The organism is Pseudomonas sp. SK (assembly GCF_012975065.1).
Lineage (GTDB): Bacteria > Pseudomonadota > Gammaproteobacteria > Pseudomonadales > Pseudomonadaceae > Aquipseudomonas > Aquipseudomonas anuradhapurensis.
In genome coordinates this window covers 4,621,984-4,637,994 of sequence record NZ_CP051857.1, presented here as the reverse complement: position 1 = coordinate 4,637,994, position 16,011 = coordinate 4,621,984, and the positions used below count along the sequence as shown (strand labels likewise).

16 protein-coding genes are annotated in these 16,011 nt (G+C 61.9%); 12 read left to right on the top strand and 4 right to left on the bottom strand.

Going from position 1 to position 16,011, the window contains the following annotated elements; translation table 11 throughout:
• Positions 1-96: 96 nt before the first annotated feature.
• The 3 genes from HG549_RS21210 to cysN all read left to right on the top strand — a co-directional run bounded on the left by HG549_RS21210 (position 97) and on the right by cysN (position 3,876).
• Entirely contained in the window at positions 97-855 is a 759-nt protein-coding gene (locus tag HG549_RS21210) for a Nif3-like dinuclear metal center hexameric protein (protein WP_170032462.1), read from the top strand.
• A 186-nt stretch (positions 856-1,041) separates the two neighbouring features.
• Entirely contained in the window at positions 1,042-1,959 is a 918-nt protein-coding gene (gene cysD / locus HG549_RS21205) for a sulfate adenylyltransferase subunit CysD (RefSeq protein WP_170032460.1), read from the top strand.
• Positions 1,960-1,974: 15 nt separating this feature from the next.
• Positions 1,975-3,876, top strand: a complete 1,902-nt coding sequence (gene cysN / locus HG549_RS21200; RefSeq protein ID WP_170032458.1) for a sulfate adenylyltransferase subunit CysN — start codon at positions 1,975-1,977, stop codon at positions 3,874-3,876.
• Between the two features lie 93 nt (positions 3,877-3,969).
• On the opposite strand, the gene HG549_RS21195 is transcribed toward cysN, so the two are convergent.
• The gene (locus HG549_RS21195; protein WP_170032456.1) at positions 3,970-4,449 is read right to left on the bottom strand and encodes an Lrp/AsnC family transcriptional regulator; all 480 of its coding nucleotides are present in this window, start codon (positions 4,447-4,449) and stop codon (positions 3,970-3,972) included.
• A gap of 127 nt (positions 4,450-4,576) precedes the next feature.
• Here HG549_RS21195 and HG549_RS21190 point away from each other — a divergent pair, with 127 nt between their 5' ends.
• Positions 4,577-5,773 (top strand): methionine gamma-lyase, encoded by a 1,197-nt coding sequence (locus HG549_RS21190; RefSeq protein WP_170032454.1) that lies wholly within the window; start codon positions 4,577-4,579, stop codon positions 5,771-5,773.
• Positions 5,774-5,935: 162 nt separating this feature from the next.
• Here HG549_RS21190 and HG549_RS21185 read toward each other — a convergent pair whose 3' ends face one another.
• Positions 5,936-6,370: a YhcB family protein gene (locus HG549_RS21185; RefSeq protein WP_003257164.1), complete on the bottom strand. Its 435-nt coding sequence runs from the start codon at positions 6,368-6,370 to the stop codon at positions 5,936-5,938.
• 135 nt (positions 6,371-6,505) lie between these two features.
• Here HG549_RS21185 and HG549_RS21180 point away from each other — a divergent pair, with 135 nt between their 5' ends.
• The 3 genes from HG549_RS21180 to zapE all read left to right on the top strand — a co-directional run bounded on the left by HG549_RS21180 (position 6,506) and on the right by zapE (position 9,766).
• Entirely contained in the window at positions 6,506-7,141 is a 636-nt protein-coding gene (locus HG549_RS21180; RefSeq protein ID WP_170032452.1) for an alpha/beta hydrolase, read from the top strand.
• 25 nt (positions 7,142-7,166) lie between these two features.
• Complete coding sequence (locus HG549_RS21175) at positions 7,167-8,516, top strand: tryptophan--tRNA ligase (RefSeq protein ID WP_170032450.1); 1,350 nt, start codon at positions 7,167-7,169, stop codon at positions 8,514-8,516.
• A gap of 155 nt (positions 8,517-8,671) precedes the next feature.
• A complete protein-coding gene (zapE, locus tag HG549_RS21170; protein WP_170032448.1) occupies positions 8,672-9,766 on the top strand; it encodes a cell division protein ZapE in 1,095 nt (364 codons plus the stop codon).
• A gap of 114 nt (positions 9,767-9,880) precedes the next feature.
• Here the strand turns inward: zapE and HG549_RS21165 are convergent, their stop codons facing one another.
• Both HG549_RS21165 and HG549_RS21160 read right to left on the bottom strand, forming a co-directional pair.
• Positions 9,881-10,801 (bottom strand): GlxA family transcriptional regulator, encoded by a 921-nt coding sequence (locus HG549_RS21165; protein WP_170034281.1) that lies wholly within the window; start codon positions 10,799-10,801, stop codon positions 9,881-9,883.
• A 188-nt stretch (positions 10,802-10,989) separates the two neighbouring features.
• The gene (locus tag HG549_RS21160; RefSeq protein WP_170032446.1) at positions 10,990-12,030 is read right to left on the bottom strand and encodes an NADP(H)-dependent aldo-keto reductase; all 1,041 of its coding nucleotides are present in this window, start codon (positions 12,028-12,030) and stop codon (positions 10,990-10,992) included.
• A 258-nt stretch (positions 12,031-12,288) separates the two neighbouring features.
• Here HG549_RS21160 and rplM point away from each other — a divergent pair, with 258 nt between their 5' ends.
• The 5 genes from rplM to HG549_RS21135 all read left to right on the top strand — a co-directional run bounded on the left by rplM (position 12,289) and on the right by HG549_RS21135 (position 15,970).
• On the top strand, positions 12,289-12,717 hold the full coding sequence (gene rplM / locus HG549_RS21155; protein ID WP_003260798.1) for a 50S ribosomal protein L13: 429 nt from the start codon (positions 12,289-12,291) through the stop codon (positions 12,715-12,717).
• A gap of 14 nt (positions 12,718-12,731) precedes the next feature.
• Positions 12,732-13,124, top strand: a complete 393-nt coding sequence (rpsI, locus tag HG549_RS21150; protein WP_003260797.1) for a 30S ribosomal protein S9 — start codon at positions 12,732-12,734, stop codon at positions 13,122-13,124.
• A 262-nt stretch (positions 13,125-13,386) separates the two neighbouring features.
• Complete coding sequence (petA, locus tag HG549_RS21145; RefSeq protein ID WP_170032444.1) at positions 13,387-13,980, top strand: ubiquinol-cytochrome c reductase iron-sulfur subunit; 594 nt, start codon at positions 13,387-13,389, stop codon at positions 13,978-13,980.
• Complete coding sequence (locus HG549_RS21140) at positions 13,980-15,191, top strand: cytochrome bc complex cytochrome b subunit (protein WP_170032442.1); 1,212 nt, start codon at positions 13,980-13,982, stop codon at positions 15,189-15,191. The genes petA and HG549_RS21140 overlap by 1 nt, the downstream gene beginning before the upstream one ends.
• Complete coding sequence (locus tag HG549_RS21135) at positions 15,191-15,970, top strand: cytochrome c1 (RefSeq protein ID WP_170032440.1); 780 nt, start codon at positions 15,191-15,193, stop codon at positions 15,968-15,970. The genes HG549_RS21140 and HG549_RS21135 overlap by 1 nt, the downstream gene beginning before the upstream one ends.
• Positions 15,971-16,011: the final 41 nt, after the last annotated feature.

Here is a 16,011-nt window from a genome sequence, read left to right as displayed (position 1 = left end):
TCCCCCAGTGCCGGCGACGGCCCATAATGGCCGGCATTATACGGGCGTTGCATGGGCGTTGTGCCCGATAAAAATGCAGATTTCGAGGAGATTTTCATGGCCGTCGCTCTGAACACCCTGGTCGAGGAAGCCGAGCGTTACCTGGGCAGCGCGAAGATCCAGGATTACTGCCCCAATGGCCTGCAGGTCGAGGGCCGGCCGCAGGTCAGCCGCATCGTCAGCGGGGTCACCGCCAGCCAGGCGCTGCTGGATGCAGCGGTCGAGGCCGAGGCCGACCTGGTGCTGGTGCACCATGGTTATTTCTGGAAGGGTGAAAACCCGTGCGTCACCGGCATTCGCCAGCGCCGCTTGAAGACCTTGCTGAACAACGACATCAGCCTGCTGGCGTTCCACCTGCCGCTGGATGTGCACCCGGACGTGGGCAACAACGTGCAGCTGGCGCGGCAGCTGGAGATCACCGTCGAAGGCCCGCTGGACCCGGAAAACCCCAAGGTGGTCGGGCTGGTCGGTTCGCTGGCCGAGCCGCTGACCGCACGCGACTTTGCCCGTCGTGTGCAGGAAGTGCTGGGACGCGAGCCGTTGCTGGTCGAGGGCGAGCAGATGATCCGCCGGGTTGGCTGGTGCACCGGCGGTGGCCAGGGCTACATCGACACCGCGATTGCCGCCGGGGTCGACCTGTACCTGACCGGGGAAGCCTCGGAGCAGACCTACCACAGCGCGCGCGAGAACGGCATCAGCTTCATTGCTGCCGGGCACCATGCCACCGAGCGCTATGGGGTACAGGCGCTGGGCGATTACCTGGCGCGGCGGTTTGCCGTCGAGCACCTGTTCATCGATTGCCCGAACCCGATCTGACTACGGCGTGGCTTTCTTCGCGGGCAGGCTTCGCGGGCAGGCCCGCGAAGAGGCCCAAAACTTCAGTCATATGGTTAGATTTTTTCGATCTAGCCGGCCGCCTAAATAGAAGCACCCGCTGTGATAAAGTGGCTCGCTCGAACACGGCCCGCAGGCCGTCCATAAGATCGTTTTTCGTGAGTAGCCATGGTCGACAAACTGACGCACTTGAAACAGCTGGAGGCGGAGAGCATCCACATCATCCGCGAGGTGGCCGCCGAGTTCGACAACCCGGTGATGCTGTACTCGATCGGCAAGGATTCCGCCGTGATGCTGCACCTGGCGCGCAAGGCCTTCTTCCCGGGCAAGCTGCCGTTCCCGGTGATGCACGTCGACACCCAGTGGAAGTTCCAGGAGATGTACCGCTTCCGCGACAAGATGGTCGAGGAAATGGGCCTGGAGCTGATCACCCACGTCAACCCCGAGGGCGTGGCGCAGGGTATCAACCCGTTCACCCATGGCAGCTCCAAGCACACCGACATCATGAAGACCCAGGGCCTGAAGCAGGCGCTGGACAAATATGGCTTCGATGCCGCCTTCGGTGGCGCGCGCCGCGACGAAGAGAAGTCGCGGGCCAAGGAGCGCGTGTACTCGTTCCGTGACAGCAAGCACCGCTGGGACCCGAAGAACCAGCGCCCCGAGCTGTGGAACGTGTACAACGGCAAGGTCAACAAGGGCGAGTCGATCCGGGTCTTCCCGCTGTCGAACTGGACCGAGCTGGACATCTGGCAGTACATCTACCTCGAAGGCATCCCGATCGTGCCGCTGTACTTCGCTGCCGAGCGTGAGGTCATCGAGAAGAACGGCACCCTGATCATGATCGACGACGAGCGCATCCTCGAACATCTCAGCGATGAAGAGAAGGCCCGCATCGTCAAGAAGAAGGTGCGTTTCCGTACCCTTGGCTGCTACCCGTTGACGGGTGCTGTCGAGTCGCAAGCCGAGACCCTGACGGACATCATCCAGGAAATGCTCCTGACCCGTACGTCCGAACGCCAGGGCCGTGTCATCGACCACGATGGCGCCGGCTCCATGGAAGACAAGAAACGCCAAGGCTACTTCTAATTTCAGGGTTACTCCATGTCGCACCAATCTGATCTGATCAGCGAGGACATCCTCGCCTACCTGGCCCAGCACGAGCGCAAGGAACTGCTGCGTTTCCTCACCTGCGGCAACGTCGACGACGGCAAGAGCACCCTGATCGGGCGCCTGCTGCACGACTCGAAGATGATCTACGAGGACCACCTCGAGGCCATCACCCGTGATTCGAAGAAGGTCGGCACCACAGGCGAAGAAGTCGACCTGGCGCTGCTGGTCGACGGCCTGCAGGCCGAGCGCGAGCAGGGCATCACCATCGATGTCGCCTACCGCTACTTCTCCACCGCCAAGCGCAAGTTCATCATTGCCGACACCCCGGGCCACGAGCAGTACACCCGCAACATGGCCACCGGCGCGTCCACCTGCGACCTGGCGATCATCCTGGTCGATGCCCGCTACGGCGTGCAGACCCAGACTCGCCGCCACAGCTACATTGCCTCGCTGCTGGGCATCAAGCACATCGTGGTCGCGGTCAACAAGATGGACCTCAAGGGCTTCGACCAGGGCGTGTTCGAGTCGATCAAGGCCGACTACCTGAAGTTTGCCGAAGCCATCAACCTGGTGCCGAGCAGCCTGCACTTCGTGCCGATGTCGGCGCTCAAGGGCGACAACGTGGTCAATCACAGCGAGCGCTCGCCGTGGTACGCCGGCCCGACGCTGATGGAAATCCTCGAAACCGTCGAGGTTTCGGCCGACCGCAACTTCACCGACCTGCGTTTCCCGGTGCAGTACGTCAACCGCCCGAACCTGAACTTCCGCGGCTTCGCCGGCACCATCGCCAGCGGCGTGGTGCACAAGGGCGATGAAATCGTCGTGCTGCCATCGGGCAAGAGCAGCCGGGTCAAGTCCATTGTCACCTACGAGGGTGAGCTGGAAAACGCCGGCCCCGGCCAGGCTGTGACCCTGACCATGGAAGACGAGATCGACATCTCCCGTGGCGACCTGCTGGTGCATGCCGACAACGTCCCGCCGGTTACCGACCAGTTCGATGCCATGCTGGTGTGGATGGCCGAGGAGCCGATGCTGCCGGGCAAGAAGTACGACATCAAGCGCGCCACCAGCTACGTGCCGGGCTCGATTGCCAGCATCACCCACAAGGTCGATGTGAACACCCTGGAGCAGGGCGCTGCCAGCGCGCTGCAACTGAACGAGATCGGCCGGGTCAAGGTATCGCTGGACGCCCCGATCGCCCTGGACGGCTATGACAGCAACCGCACCACCGGTGCGTTCATCGTCATCGACCGTCTGACCAACGGCACTGTCGGCGCTGGCATGATCATCGCCCCGCCAGTGCTGCCGCACGGCAGCACCGGCCACCACGGCAAGCAGGCCCACGTTTCCACCGAAGAACGTGCCCTGCGCTTCGGCCAGCAGCCGGCCACCGTGCTGTTCAGCGGCTTGTCCGGCGCTGGCAAGAGCACCCTGGCCTATGCCGTGGAGCGCAAGCTGTTCGACATGGGCCGTGCGGTGTACGTACTCGACGGCCAGAACCTGCGCCATGACCTGAACAAGGGCCTGCCGCAGGACCGTGCCGGCCGCACCGAGAACTGGCGCCGCGCCGCCCATGTGGCGCGCCAGTTCAACGAAGCCGGCCTGCTGACCCTGGCTGCGTTCGTGGCCCCGGATGCCGAAGGCCGTGAACAGGCCAAGGCCCTGATCGGCAAGGAGCGCCTGGTGACCGTTTACGTCCAGGCTTCGCCATTGGCCTGCCGTGAGCGTGACCCGCAAGGCCTGTATGCAGCCGCCGGCGACAACATCCCGGGCGAAAGCTTCCCGTACGATGTGCCGCTGGATGCCGACCTGGTGATCGACACCCAGACCACCAGCGTGGACGAGGGCGTGAAACAGGTGCTGGACGTACTGCGTCAGCGTGGCGCGATCTAAGCGCTAGCCAGCAAGAAAAACCCCGCCCCGGCGGGGTTTTTTGTTTGCCCGGCATGCTTGCGCGGCCGTACCTACAAAGGTTGCGCAAGGAATTCAGATATGTTTTTCCGATACCGGAATCACCCGTCGTTCCTTGACTGCCTTGTAGGAAAAACTGGAGTAGATCTCTTTCACCCCTGGCAATCGCTGCAGTACTTCGCGGGTGAATTCACCAAACGACTCCAGGTCCCGCGCCAATATTTCCAGCAGGAAGTCATAACGCCCGGAAATATTATGGCAGGCGACGATCTCTGGAATCTCCATCAGCCTTCGCTCAAACGCCAGCGCCATGTCCTTGGTGTGCGAGTCCATCATGATGCTGACGAACGCGGTAACACCGAAGCCCAGCGATTTAGGCGAAAGGATCGCCTGGTAGCCGGTGATATAGCCGTTGTCCTCCAGCAACTTCACCCGCCGCCAGCAGGGCGAGGTGGTCAGTGCCACCTGGTCGGCCAGTTCGGCAATGGTCAGTCGGGCATTGTCCTGCAGGGCGGCGAGCAGGGCGCGGTCGGTGCGGTCGAGGCTTGAAGGCATTTTTTGCCCTCCTGATCCGGTAATAATTGTTTTTGTTCCAACAAGCGCACGATTGCGTAGGTCATTTTGGAAAAAATCGGGCAGCTCGGTGGCATAAGCTTATAACAAACCACAAGAGGCTGTTGCGATGCGCGGCTCCGACAACAACACCGGTTTTTCCACACGGGCCATTCATCATGGCTACGACCCGCTTTCCCACGGTGGCGCCCTGGTGCCGCCGGTGTACCAGACCGCTACCTACGCCTTCCCCAGCGTCGAGTACGGCGCTGCGTGCTTTGCCGGCGAGCAACCGGGGCACTTCTACAGCCGCATTTCCAACCCCACCCTGGCCCTGCTCGAACAGCGCATGGCCTCGCTTGAAGGGGGCGAGGCGGGGCTGGCCCTGGCGTCGGGCATGGGCGCGATTACCTCGACGATCTGGACCCTGCTGCGGCCCGGCGACGAGCTGATCGTCGGGCGCACCTTGTACGGCTGCACCTTCGCCTTCCTGCACCATGGCATTGGCGAATTCGGGGTCAAGATCCGCCATGTCGACCTCAACGACAGCAAGGCCCTGAAAGCGGCGATCAACAGCAAGACGCGAATGATTTACTTCGAAACCCCGGCCAACCCCAACATGCAGCTGGTGGACATCGCGGCGGTTGCCGCGGCCGCGCGCGGCCACGATGTGCACGTGGTGGTCGACAATACCTACTGCACGCCGTACCTGCAGCGGCCGCTGGAGCTGGGGGCTGATCTGGTTGTGCATTCGGCCACCAAGTACCTCAGTGGCCATGGCGATATCACCGCCGGCCTGGTGGTGGGGCGCAAGGCGCTGGTCGACCGCATCCGCCTGGAAGGCTTGAAGGACATGACCGGGGCGGTACTGTCGCCACACGACGCCGCGCTGTTGATGCGCGGCATCAAGACCTTGGCGCTGCGCATGGACCGCCATTGTGCCAATGCCTTGCAGGTTGCAGCGTTTCTCGAGCGGCAGCCGCAGGTGGAGTTGATTCACTACCCGGGGTTGCCATCGTTTGCCCAGTACGAACTGGCGCAGCGGCAGATGCGTCTGCCGGGCGGGATGATCGCGTTCGAACTCAAGGGCGGTATCGAGGCGGGGCGGCGCTTCATGAATGCGCTACAGCTGTTCGCCCGTGCGGTGAGCCTGGGCGATGCGGAGTCACTGGCGCAGCATCCGGCGAGTATGACCCATTCCAGCTATACGGCGCAGGAGCGGGCGCACCACGGGATTTCGGAGGGGCTGGTGCGGTTGTCGGTGGGGCTGGAGGATGTGGAAGACCTGCTGGCGGATGTCGAGCAGGCATTGCAGGCTTGCAGCTAGGTTGCCTGGGCCGGCCTCTTCGCGGACATGCCCGCTCCCACAGGTATCACACGGATTTCAAACGCTGTGGTGTACCTGTGGGAGCGGGCGAGCCCGCGAAGAGGCCAGTGAATCCAGCCCACAAAAAAGGCCTCTTGCGAGGCCTTTGTCATGTTCGGCAGATCAGCGCTTGAGCCCGTAGCTCTCGTCGAGCATGCCCGGCGAGTTCGGCGCCTTCGGTGCGTAGTCGCGCGGCACTTCGGCGTCCTTCGGCGGGGTCAGGCGGTCGCGCGGGCCTTGCGCTGCCTCGGAGTGCAGGGCCGCCAGCAGGCGTTGGCGAGTGACGTCGTCGAGGGCCAGGCTGTTGGCGCCTTCGGCCAGGTGATCTTGCACGTCCTGATAGCTCTGGGTCAGCTTCTTGACCAGTACGGCAGTGCTGTTGAAATGAGTTACCACTTCGTTCTGATAGCTGTCGAAGCGCTTCTGGATATCATCCAGTTGACGTTGGGTGCTGCTCGGTGCTGCATTGGGCAGCAGGCGAGCGACGACGAAACCGACCACCACGCCGATGACCAGGGCCAGGGTCGGCAACAACCAAACAAGGAGCGAGAGTTCCACGAGTCCTTCCTCTATAAACGGCTTTGCTTTACGTTAACGGCTCAGACCTGCGCTGTATACCGCGAGCGATCGCAAATCAGAACAGAATTCCTCACCTAGACGAATCGACCCCTTCCGAGGTCACGGAGTAGTGCCTTGCTTGTCCGCGAAACCCCCTTGTTCATCGATGGCCCCAGCGGCCAGCTGGAAGCCTTGTATCTGGACGTGGCCGATGCCCGTGGCGCGGTGCTGATCTGCCACCCCAACCCGGTCCAGGGCGGCACCATGCTCAACAAGGTGGTCTCGACCCTGCAACGCACCGCCCGTGATGCCGGCTATGTGACCCTGCGTTTCAACTACCGTGGCGTCGGCCAGAGCGCCGGCAGCCATGACATGGGCGCTGGCGAAGTGGCCGATGCCGAGGCTGCCGCGGCCTGGCTGCGCGAAAAGCACCCCGGGCTGCCGCTGGTGCTGATGGGCTTCTCGTTCGGTGGCTTTGTCGCCATCAGCCTGGCCGGCCGCCTGGAAGCCGCCGGGGTAACCCTGCAGCAGTTGTTCATGATCGCCCCGGCGGTGATGCGCCTGACGCCGGAATTTGCGCTGCCGCAGCAGTGCCCGATCACCGTGGTGCAGCCTGACACCGATGAAGTCGTTGCGCCGCAGCTGGTTTACGAATGGTCCGACAGCCTGTCGCGCCCCCATGAGCTGCTGAAAGTGGCAGAATGCGGACACTTCTTCCATGGCAAGCTGACCGATCTGAAGGATCTGCTGCTGCCGCGCCTTTCGAACTGAGCCAAGCCTGAATAAGCGAACACCCATGACCACGCGCATTCTTACCGGTATCACCACCACCGGCACTCCGCACCTGGGCAACTATGCCGGCGCCATCCGCCCGGCCATCCTTGCCAGCCAGCAGCCCGGCGTCGACTCGTTCTATTTCCTGGCGGACTACCACGCGCTGATCAAGTGCGACGACCCGCTGCGCATCCAGCGCTCGCGCCTGGAAATCGCCGCCACCTGGCTGGCCGGAGGCCTCGACCCGGACAAGGTGACCTTCTACCGCCAGTCCGACATCCCGGAAATCCCCGAACTGACCTGGCTGCTGACCTGCGTCAGCGCCAAAGGCCTGCTCAACCGCGCGCACGCCTACAAGGCCTCGGTGGACAAGAACCTGGAAAACGGCGAAGACCCGGATGCCGGGGTGACCATGGGCCTGTACAGCTACCCGGTGCTGATGGCTGCCGACATCCTGATGTTCAACGCCAACAAGGTGCCGGTCGGGCGTGACCAGATCCAGCACGTGGAAATGGCCCGTGACATCGGCCAGCGCTTCAACCACCTGTTCGGCCAGGGCAAGGACTTCTTCGCATTGCCGGAGGCAGTGATCGAGGAAAGCGTGGCGACCCTGCCGGGCCTGGACGGGCGCAAGATGTCCAAGAGCTACGACAACACCATCCCGCTGTTCGCCAGTGCCAAGGAAATGAAGGACGCCATTTCGCGCATCGTCACCGACTCGCGCGCCCCCGGCGAAGCGAAAGACCCCGACAACGCCCACCTGTTCACCCTGTTCCAGGCCTTCTCGACGCCGGCACAATGCGCCGAGTTCCGCGAGGAACTGCTGCAGGGCCTGGGCTGGGGCGAGGCCAAGCAGCGCCTGTTCCAGCTGCTGGACGGCCAGCTGGCGGAGAAGCGCGAGTACTACCACCAGCTGATTGCCCGCCCGGCAGACCTGGAAGACATTCTGCTGGCCGGTGCCGCCAAGGCGCGCAAGATCGCCACGCCGTTCCTCGAACAACTGCGCGAGGCGGTTGGCCTGCGTTCGTTCCGCACCAATCTGCAAGCCAGCACCGAAGTGAAGAAAAAGGCCGCCAAGAGCGCGCGGTTCGTCAGCTTCCGTGATGAAGACGGCAGCTTCCGCTTCCGCCTGCTGGGCGCCGACGGTGAACAGTTGCTGCTGTCGCGCAGCTTCGCCGACGGCAAGAGCGCCGGTGCCGTGAGCAAACAGCTGCAACAAGGTGGCGAGGCAGATGTGCGCGTCGAGGGCCTGGGCTTCGGTCTGTGGCTGAACGGCGAACAGGTCGCCGACGGGCCGCAGTTCGACAACGCCGAGGCCCGTGATGCGGCCATCGAAAGCCTGCGTGTAGCCTTGGCGCCGCAACCAGACTGATGTGGGAGCGGGCGCGCCCGCGAAACAGGCGCCGCGGAGCATGGCACCGGCCTTGCCGGTGTTCGCGGGCACGCCCGCTCCCATAGACTGATTGCCATTAAGCGGGCCTGTCGCTACAGTGACGGCCCGTTTTTTGTTGCCCCGCTAACGAAATCATGACGCCCCTAGAACGATATCAAGCAGATCTGAAACGTCCCGACTTCTTTCATGATGCGGCGCAGGAAACTGCGGTGCGTCACCTGCAGCGCCTGTACGACGACCTGGTGCACGCGCAGAACAACAAGCCAGGCATGTTCGGCAAGCTGTTCGGCAGGAAGGAGCAGACCCCGGTCAAGGGCCTGTACTTCTGGGGTGGGGTAGGGCGCGGCAAGACCTACCTGGTCGATACCTTCTTCGAGGCGCTGCCGTTCAAGCAGAAGATGCGTACGCACTTCCACCGCTTCATGAAGCGTGTGCACGAGGAAATGAAAACCCTCAAGGGCGAGAAGAACCCGCTGACCATCATCGCCAAACGCTTCAGCGAAGAAGCCAAGGTAATCTGCTTCGACGAATTCTTCGTCTCGGACATTACCGACGCGATGATCCTCGGCACCTTGATGGAAGAGCTGTTCAAGAACGGCGTATCGCTGGTGGCGACATCCAACATCGTGCCGGACGGCCTGTACAAGGACGGCCTGCAGCGCGCGCGCTTCCTGCCAGCGATCGCCATGATCAAGCAGTACACCGAGGTGGTGAACGTCGACAGCGGGGTCGACTATCGCCTGCGTCACCTGGAACAGGCCGAACTGTACCACTACCCGCTCGATGAGGCGGCGCACCAGAGCCTGCGCGCCAGCTTCAAGGCATTGACCCCTGAGTGCACCCAGGCGGTCGAGAACGACGTGCTGATGATCGAGAATCGCCCGATCCAGGCCCTGCTGACCTGTGACGACGTGGCCTGGTTCGACTTCCGCGCCCTGTGCGATGGCCCGCGTAGCCAGAACGACTACATCGAGCTGGGCAAGATCTTCCATGCCGTGCTGCTGAGCAACGTCGAGCAGATGGGCGTCACCACCGACGACATCGCCCGGCGCTTCATCAACATGGTGGACGAGTTCTACGACCGCAACGTCAAGCTGATCATCTCGGCCGAGGTGGAGCTGAAGGACCTGTATACCGGCGGGCGCCTGGCCTTCGAGTTCCAGCGTACCCTGAGCCGGTTGCTGGAGATGCAGTCGCACGAATTCCTGGCGCGCGCGCACAAGCCGTAAAGATGCTTGGGGCCGCTTTGCGGCCCATCGCGACACCAGGCCGCTCCTACAGCAACAGCGTACCCGTAGGCGCGGCCTTGTGTCGCGATGGGCTGCAAAGCAGCCCCCTGGCCCTCAGGCCTCCTGCATGAACTGCTGCCGATACTGGTTCGGCGACAACTCCGTGTGCTGACGGAACAGCCGCGCGAAGAAACTGGCATCGTCATAGCCGACTTCGTAGCTGATGGTCTTGATGCTCTTGCGCGTACTCGACAGCAAGCCCTTGGCCGTCTCGATCCGCAGCCGTTGCAGGTAATGCAGCGGCTTGTCGCCGGTCGCTCCCTGGAAGCGGCGCATGAAGTTGCGGATGCTCATGCCGTGGTTGCGGGCCACGTCCTCGAAGCGGAACTTGTCGGCGAAGTGCTCCTCCAGCCAGTGCTGGATCTGCAGGATGATCAGGTCCTGATGCAGCTTCTGGCCGCCAAAGCCCATGCGCCCCGGGGTGTAGTTGCGCTGCACCTCGTAGAGGATGTCACGGGACACGGCGCGGGCCACGTTGGCGCCGCAGAAACGCTCGATCAGGTAGATGTACAGGTCGCAGGCCGAGGTGGTGCCGCCGGCGCAATACAGGTTGTCGGCGTCGGTCAGGTGCTTGTCCTGGTTCAGCCGGATCTTCGGGAAGCGCTCGGCAAAGCTGTTGAAGAAGCGCCAGTAGGTGGTCGCCTCCTTGCCGTCGAGCAGGCCGGACTCGGCCAGCCAGAATACACCGCTGGCCTCGGCGCACAGCACCGCGCCACGTGCATGCTGCTCGCGCAACCATGGCAGCACCTGTGGATAGCGCTGCAGCAAGTTGTCGAAATCGTCCCAGAAGGCCGGCAGGATGATCACGTCGGCATCGTCCAGGCCACCGTCGACCGGCAGCTGCACATTGCTGAAGCTGTCCACGGGCTGGCCGTCCGGGCTCACCAGGCGAATCTCGAACATGGGCTGCAGGCCCAGGCCAAGCTGCTTGCCATAGCGCAGGCTGGCGAGGTGGAAGAAGTCCTTGGCCTGCATCAGGGTCGAAGCGAACACCTTGTCAATGGCCAGGATGCTGACGCGCCGCAGCGACGCGGAGGGTTGGGTAAACATCATTGTCATTGTTCTTATAGGGTAGAGTGGTCAATCACCGGCTGGATCGTCTTATTTTTTGGCGATGCTGTCCAGCCTGTGCAACTGGGGGCCGCTGCGCGACCCCTTTCGGCTCAAGGCGCCGGGTTCGGCTGCTGCTGGTGAATTGCCTCGATCGCCGCCAGCAGCTCATCGCTCAGCTTCAGCTCCAGGCTGGCCAGGTTGCTGTCCAGCTGCGCGAGGCTGGTTGCGCCAATGATGTTGCTGGTCACGAACGGCTGCCGGGTGACGAATGCCAGGGCCATCTGCGCCGGGTCCAGGCCGTGCTCGTGGGCCAGCTGCACATAACGGCTGCAGGCGGCCACGGTCTGCGGGTTGGAATAGCGGGCAAAACGGCTGAACAGGGTCAGGCGCGCATTGGCTGGCCGCGCGCCGTTCTCGTACTTGCCCGAGAGCATGCCGAAGGCCAGCGGCGAGTAGGCCAGCAGGCCGCACTGCTCGCGGATGGCCACTTCCGCCAGGCCCACTTCGAAGCTGCGGTTGAGCAGGTTGTACGGGTTCTGGATCGACACCGCCCGCGGCCAGCCACGGCTCTCGGCCAACTGCAGGAACTTCATGGTGCCCCACGGTGTTTCGTTGGACAGGCCGATGTGGCGGATCTTGCCGGCACGCACCTGCTCGTCGAGCACTTCGAGGGTTTCTTCCAGCGGGGTGAAGTGGTCCTGTGGCAGGTGCTGGTAGCCCAGTTTGCCGAAGAAGTTGGTGCTGCGCTCCGGCCAGTGCAACTGGTACAGGTCGATGCGGTCGGTGTGCAGGCGCTTGAGGCTCTCGTCCAGCGCCGCGACGATGTGCTGGCGGTTGTGCTTGAGCTGGCCGTCGCGAATGTGGCTGATGCCGTTGCCCGGGCCGGCGACCTTGCTGGCCAGCAGCCAGTCGTCGCGATCACCCCTGGCGCGGAACCAGTTGCCGATGATGCGCTCGGTGGCAGCGTAGGTTTCGGGACGAGGCGGCACCGGGTACATTTCGGCGGTGTCGATGAAGTTGACCCCGGCGGCCTTGGCCCGGGCAATCTGCTCGAAGGCCTCGGCCTGGTCGTTCTGTTCGCCCCAGGTCATGGTGCCCAGGCACAGGGCGCTGACGTTGAGGTCGGTACGGCCGAGCTGGCGGTATTCCATCGGGTAGACACTCCTTGGCAATGAAAGCTCATCAAAGCAGGTTGAAAAATTTCGCGCAATCTGGATAATTCGGACCCTCTCCGTGTGGCGGAAGTGATGCACCACCACGCAGGAAGAACCCCGTCGAACGTTGGCGTGCCTGACCCGAGCCCCCAAAAGCGTCAGTGTTCGGCTGCGCGCTTGCCCTTGGCAAGCTGTGCACTATCCAGTAAGATTCGCCGTCTATTTTTCGCTGGGCGGCCTCTGAGGCTTTAGAGAATGAAAACTTTTACTGCTAAACCGGAAACAGTAAAGCGCGAGTGGTTCGTAGTCGACGCCGCTGGCCAGACCCTGGGTCGTCTGGCTACCGAAATCGCTAGCCGTCTGCGTGGCAAACACAAGCCAGAATACACCCCTCACGTTGACACCGGCGACTACATCGTCGTTATCAACGCCGAGCAGGTTCGTGTGACTGGTGCCAAGTCTTCCGACAAGATGTACTACTCCCACTCCGGTTTCCCGGGCGGTATCAAGGAAATCAACTTCGAGAAGTTGATCGCCAAGGCCCCTGAGCGTGTTATCGAAACTGCGGTCAAAGGCATGCTGCCGAAGAACCCGCTGGGTCGCGACATGTACCGCAAGCTGAAAGTGTACGCGGGTGCTGCTCACCCACACACTGCTCAGCAGCCTCAAGAACTGAAGATCTAACGGGATAGTTCATTATGTCGGCGACTCAAAACTACGGCACTGGCCGTCGCAAGACCGCAACCGCTCGCGTATTCCTGCGTCCGGGTACTGGTAACATTTCCATCAACAACCGTTCTCTGGACGTGTTCTTCGGTCGTGAAACCGCTCGCATGGTTGTTCGTCAGCCGCTCGAGCTGACCGAAACCGTCGAGAAGTTCGACATCTACGTCACCGTTTCCGGTGGTGGTGTCAGCGGTCAGGCCGGTGCGATCCGTCACGGTATCACCCGCGCTCTGATGGAATACGACGAAACCCTGCGTGGCGCTCTGCGTCGTGCTGGCTACGTCACCCGCGACGCTCGTGAAGTCGAGCGTAAGAAAGTGGGTCTGCGTAAAGCGCGTAAGCGTCCTCAGTACTCCAAGCGTTAATACCGCTTCGGCAGTCGAAAAAGCCCGGTTCCTTGGAACCGGGCTTTTTTTATGTCTTGAACTAACCTGTCAGCATGTCAGTGACCACTTGTCGCATAGACGCAGATCAAGCAAAGCGTGGGTAGGCGCCCTTGGTCGGGGTAATCACCTTGTCAGTGTGTGGATTTGTTTCTTACCATGGCGGCCAATTTTTAGTGCCACTGACACAACCTAAGTACAGGTCTGGTTCAACAGGCCAAGCAAGCTGATGGGAGAGGACTGAATGAGCAATGACGGCGTCAACGCAGGCCGGCGCCGCTTCCTCGTAGCCGCGACATCTGTAGTCGGGGCGGCGGGGGCAGTGGGGGCTGCGGTACCGTTCGTGGGGTCATGGTTTCCCAGTGCCAAGGCGAAAGCCGCAGGTGCACCGGTGAAGGTCAATATTGCCAAGGTCGAGGCCGGGCAGCAGATGGTGGCCGAGTGGCGGGGCCAGCCTGTGTTCATCGTGCGGCGAACGGATGAAATCCTTGGCAACCTGAAGAAAGTCGCTGGTGATTTGGCCGACCCCGAGTCCAAGGCGTCGGTACAGCCAACCTACGTTGACCCGCAGGTTCGTTCGATCAAGCCGGAAATCCTTATCCTCGTCGGGTTGTGCACGCACCTCGGCTGCTCACCCACCTTCCGCCCGGAAGTCGCGCCTGCCGACCTCGGCCCGAAATGGGTTGGTGGTTACTTCTGCCCTTGCCACGGCTCCCACTATGACCTGGCTGGTCGTGTCTACAAGTCGCAGCCGGCACCTCTCAATCTGCCCGTGCCACCGCACTCTTACGAGTCGGACGAGATCGTCGTCATCGGCGTTGACCAGGAGAACGCATGATGAGCAAGTTCATGGACTGGATTGATGCTCGCTTCCCCGCCACCAAGATGTGGGAAGACCACCTGAGCAAGTATTACGCACCCAAGAACTTCAACTTCCTGTACTTCTTCGGCTCCCTCGCGTTGCTGGTGCTGGTCAACCAGATCGTCACCGGCGTGTGGCTGACCATGAGCTTCACCCCCTCGGCGGAAGAGGCGTTCGCCTCGGTCGAGTACATCATGCGTGACGTGGAGTACGGCTGGATCCTGCGCTACCTGCACTCTACCGGTGCGTCGGCGTTCTTCATCGTGGTCTACCTGCACATGTTCCGCGGCCTGCTCTACGGCTCCTATCAGAAGCCGCGCGAGCTGGTATGGCTGTTCGGCATGCTGATCTACCTGGCGTTGATGGCTGAAGCCTTCATGGGCTACCTGCTGCCGTGGGGGCAGATGTCCTACTGGGGGGCCCAGGTGATCATCTCGCTGTTCGGTGCCATCCCGGTGATCGGTGGCGACCTCACCCAGTGGATTCGCGGTGACTACCTGATCTCGGGCATTACCCTGAACCGCTTCTTCGCCCTGCACGTCGTCGCCCTGCCGATCGTGATCCTCGGCCTGGTGGTGTTGCATATCCTTGCATTGCACGAAGTGGGTTCGAACAACCCTGATGGCGTCGACATCAAGAAGAAAAAGGACGAAAACGGCATCCCGCTGGACGGTATTCCGTTCCACCCGTACTACACCGTCAAGGATATTGTCGGGGTGGTGGTGTTCCTCTTTGTGTTCTGCGCCGTGGTGTTCTTCTTCCCGGAAATGGGCGGTTATTTCCTGGAAAAACCGAACTTCGAGCAGGCCAACGCCTTCAAGACCCCTGAGCACATCGCGCCTGTGTGGTACTTCACGCCGTTCTACGCGATCTTGCGTGCCGTGCCTGACAAGCTGATGGGTGTGATCGCCATGGGGGCAGCCATTGCCGTGTTGTTCGTGCTGCCATGGCTCGACCGCAGCCCGGTGCGCTCCATGCGCTACAAGGGCTGGATCAGCAAGCTCTTCCTGCTGGTGTTCTGCATTGCCTTCGTCATCCTCGGCGTGCTGGGCGTACTGGCGCCGACACCTGGGCGTACCTTGCTGTCGCAGGTGTGCACGGTGTTGTACTTCGCCTACTTCCTGCTGATGCCGTTCTATACAAGGCTCGAGAAGACCAAACCGGTTCCGGAAAGGGTGACTGGCTGATGAAAAAGTTGATTGCAGTATTTTTGCTGGCAGTGATGCCTGCCTTTTCCTTCGCGGCTGAAACCGGTGTGGAGCTGGACAAGGTCGACATCGACCTGAGCGACAAGGCCGCCATGCAGGACGGTGCGCGTACCTTTGCCAACTATTGCATGGGTTGCCACAGTGCCAAGTTCCAGCGTTACGAGCGGGTGGCCGATGACCTGGGCATTCCTCACGAACTGATGCTCGAAAAGCTGGTGTTCACCGGTGCCAAGATCGGTGACCACATGCAGATCGGCATGAAGCCCAGTGATGCCAAGACCTGGTTCGGTGCCGCACCGCCCGATCTCACCCTGGTGGCCCGGGTGCGCGGCACCGACTGGCTGTACACCTACCTGCGCAGCTTCTACGAAGACCCGGCGCGGCCATACGGGGTGAACAACAAGGTGTTCCCGAACGTGGGCATGCCCAACGTGCTGGTTGGCCTGCAGGGCAACCAGGTGATCGGTTGCAAGCAGGTGCAGACCGTGACCGATGGCAAGAAGCAGTTCGACCCGTTGACCGGCAGCCCGATCACCCATGAAGCCTGTGACCAGCTGACCATTACGCCGAATTCCGGTACCCTGACGACCGAGCAGTTCGACGAGAAGGTCAAGAACCTGGTGACCTTCCTGGCCTATTCGGCCAACCCGGTCAAACTGGAAAGCCAGCGCATCGGTACCTACGTGTTGCTGTACCTGGCTTTCTTCTTCGTATTCGCCTATTTGCTCAAGCGTGAATACTGGAAGGACGTGCACTGATCACGCAGTAGTTTCTGGTTGTTGAACGCGCCCGTGGAGGC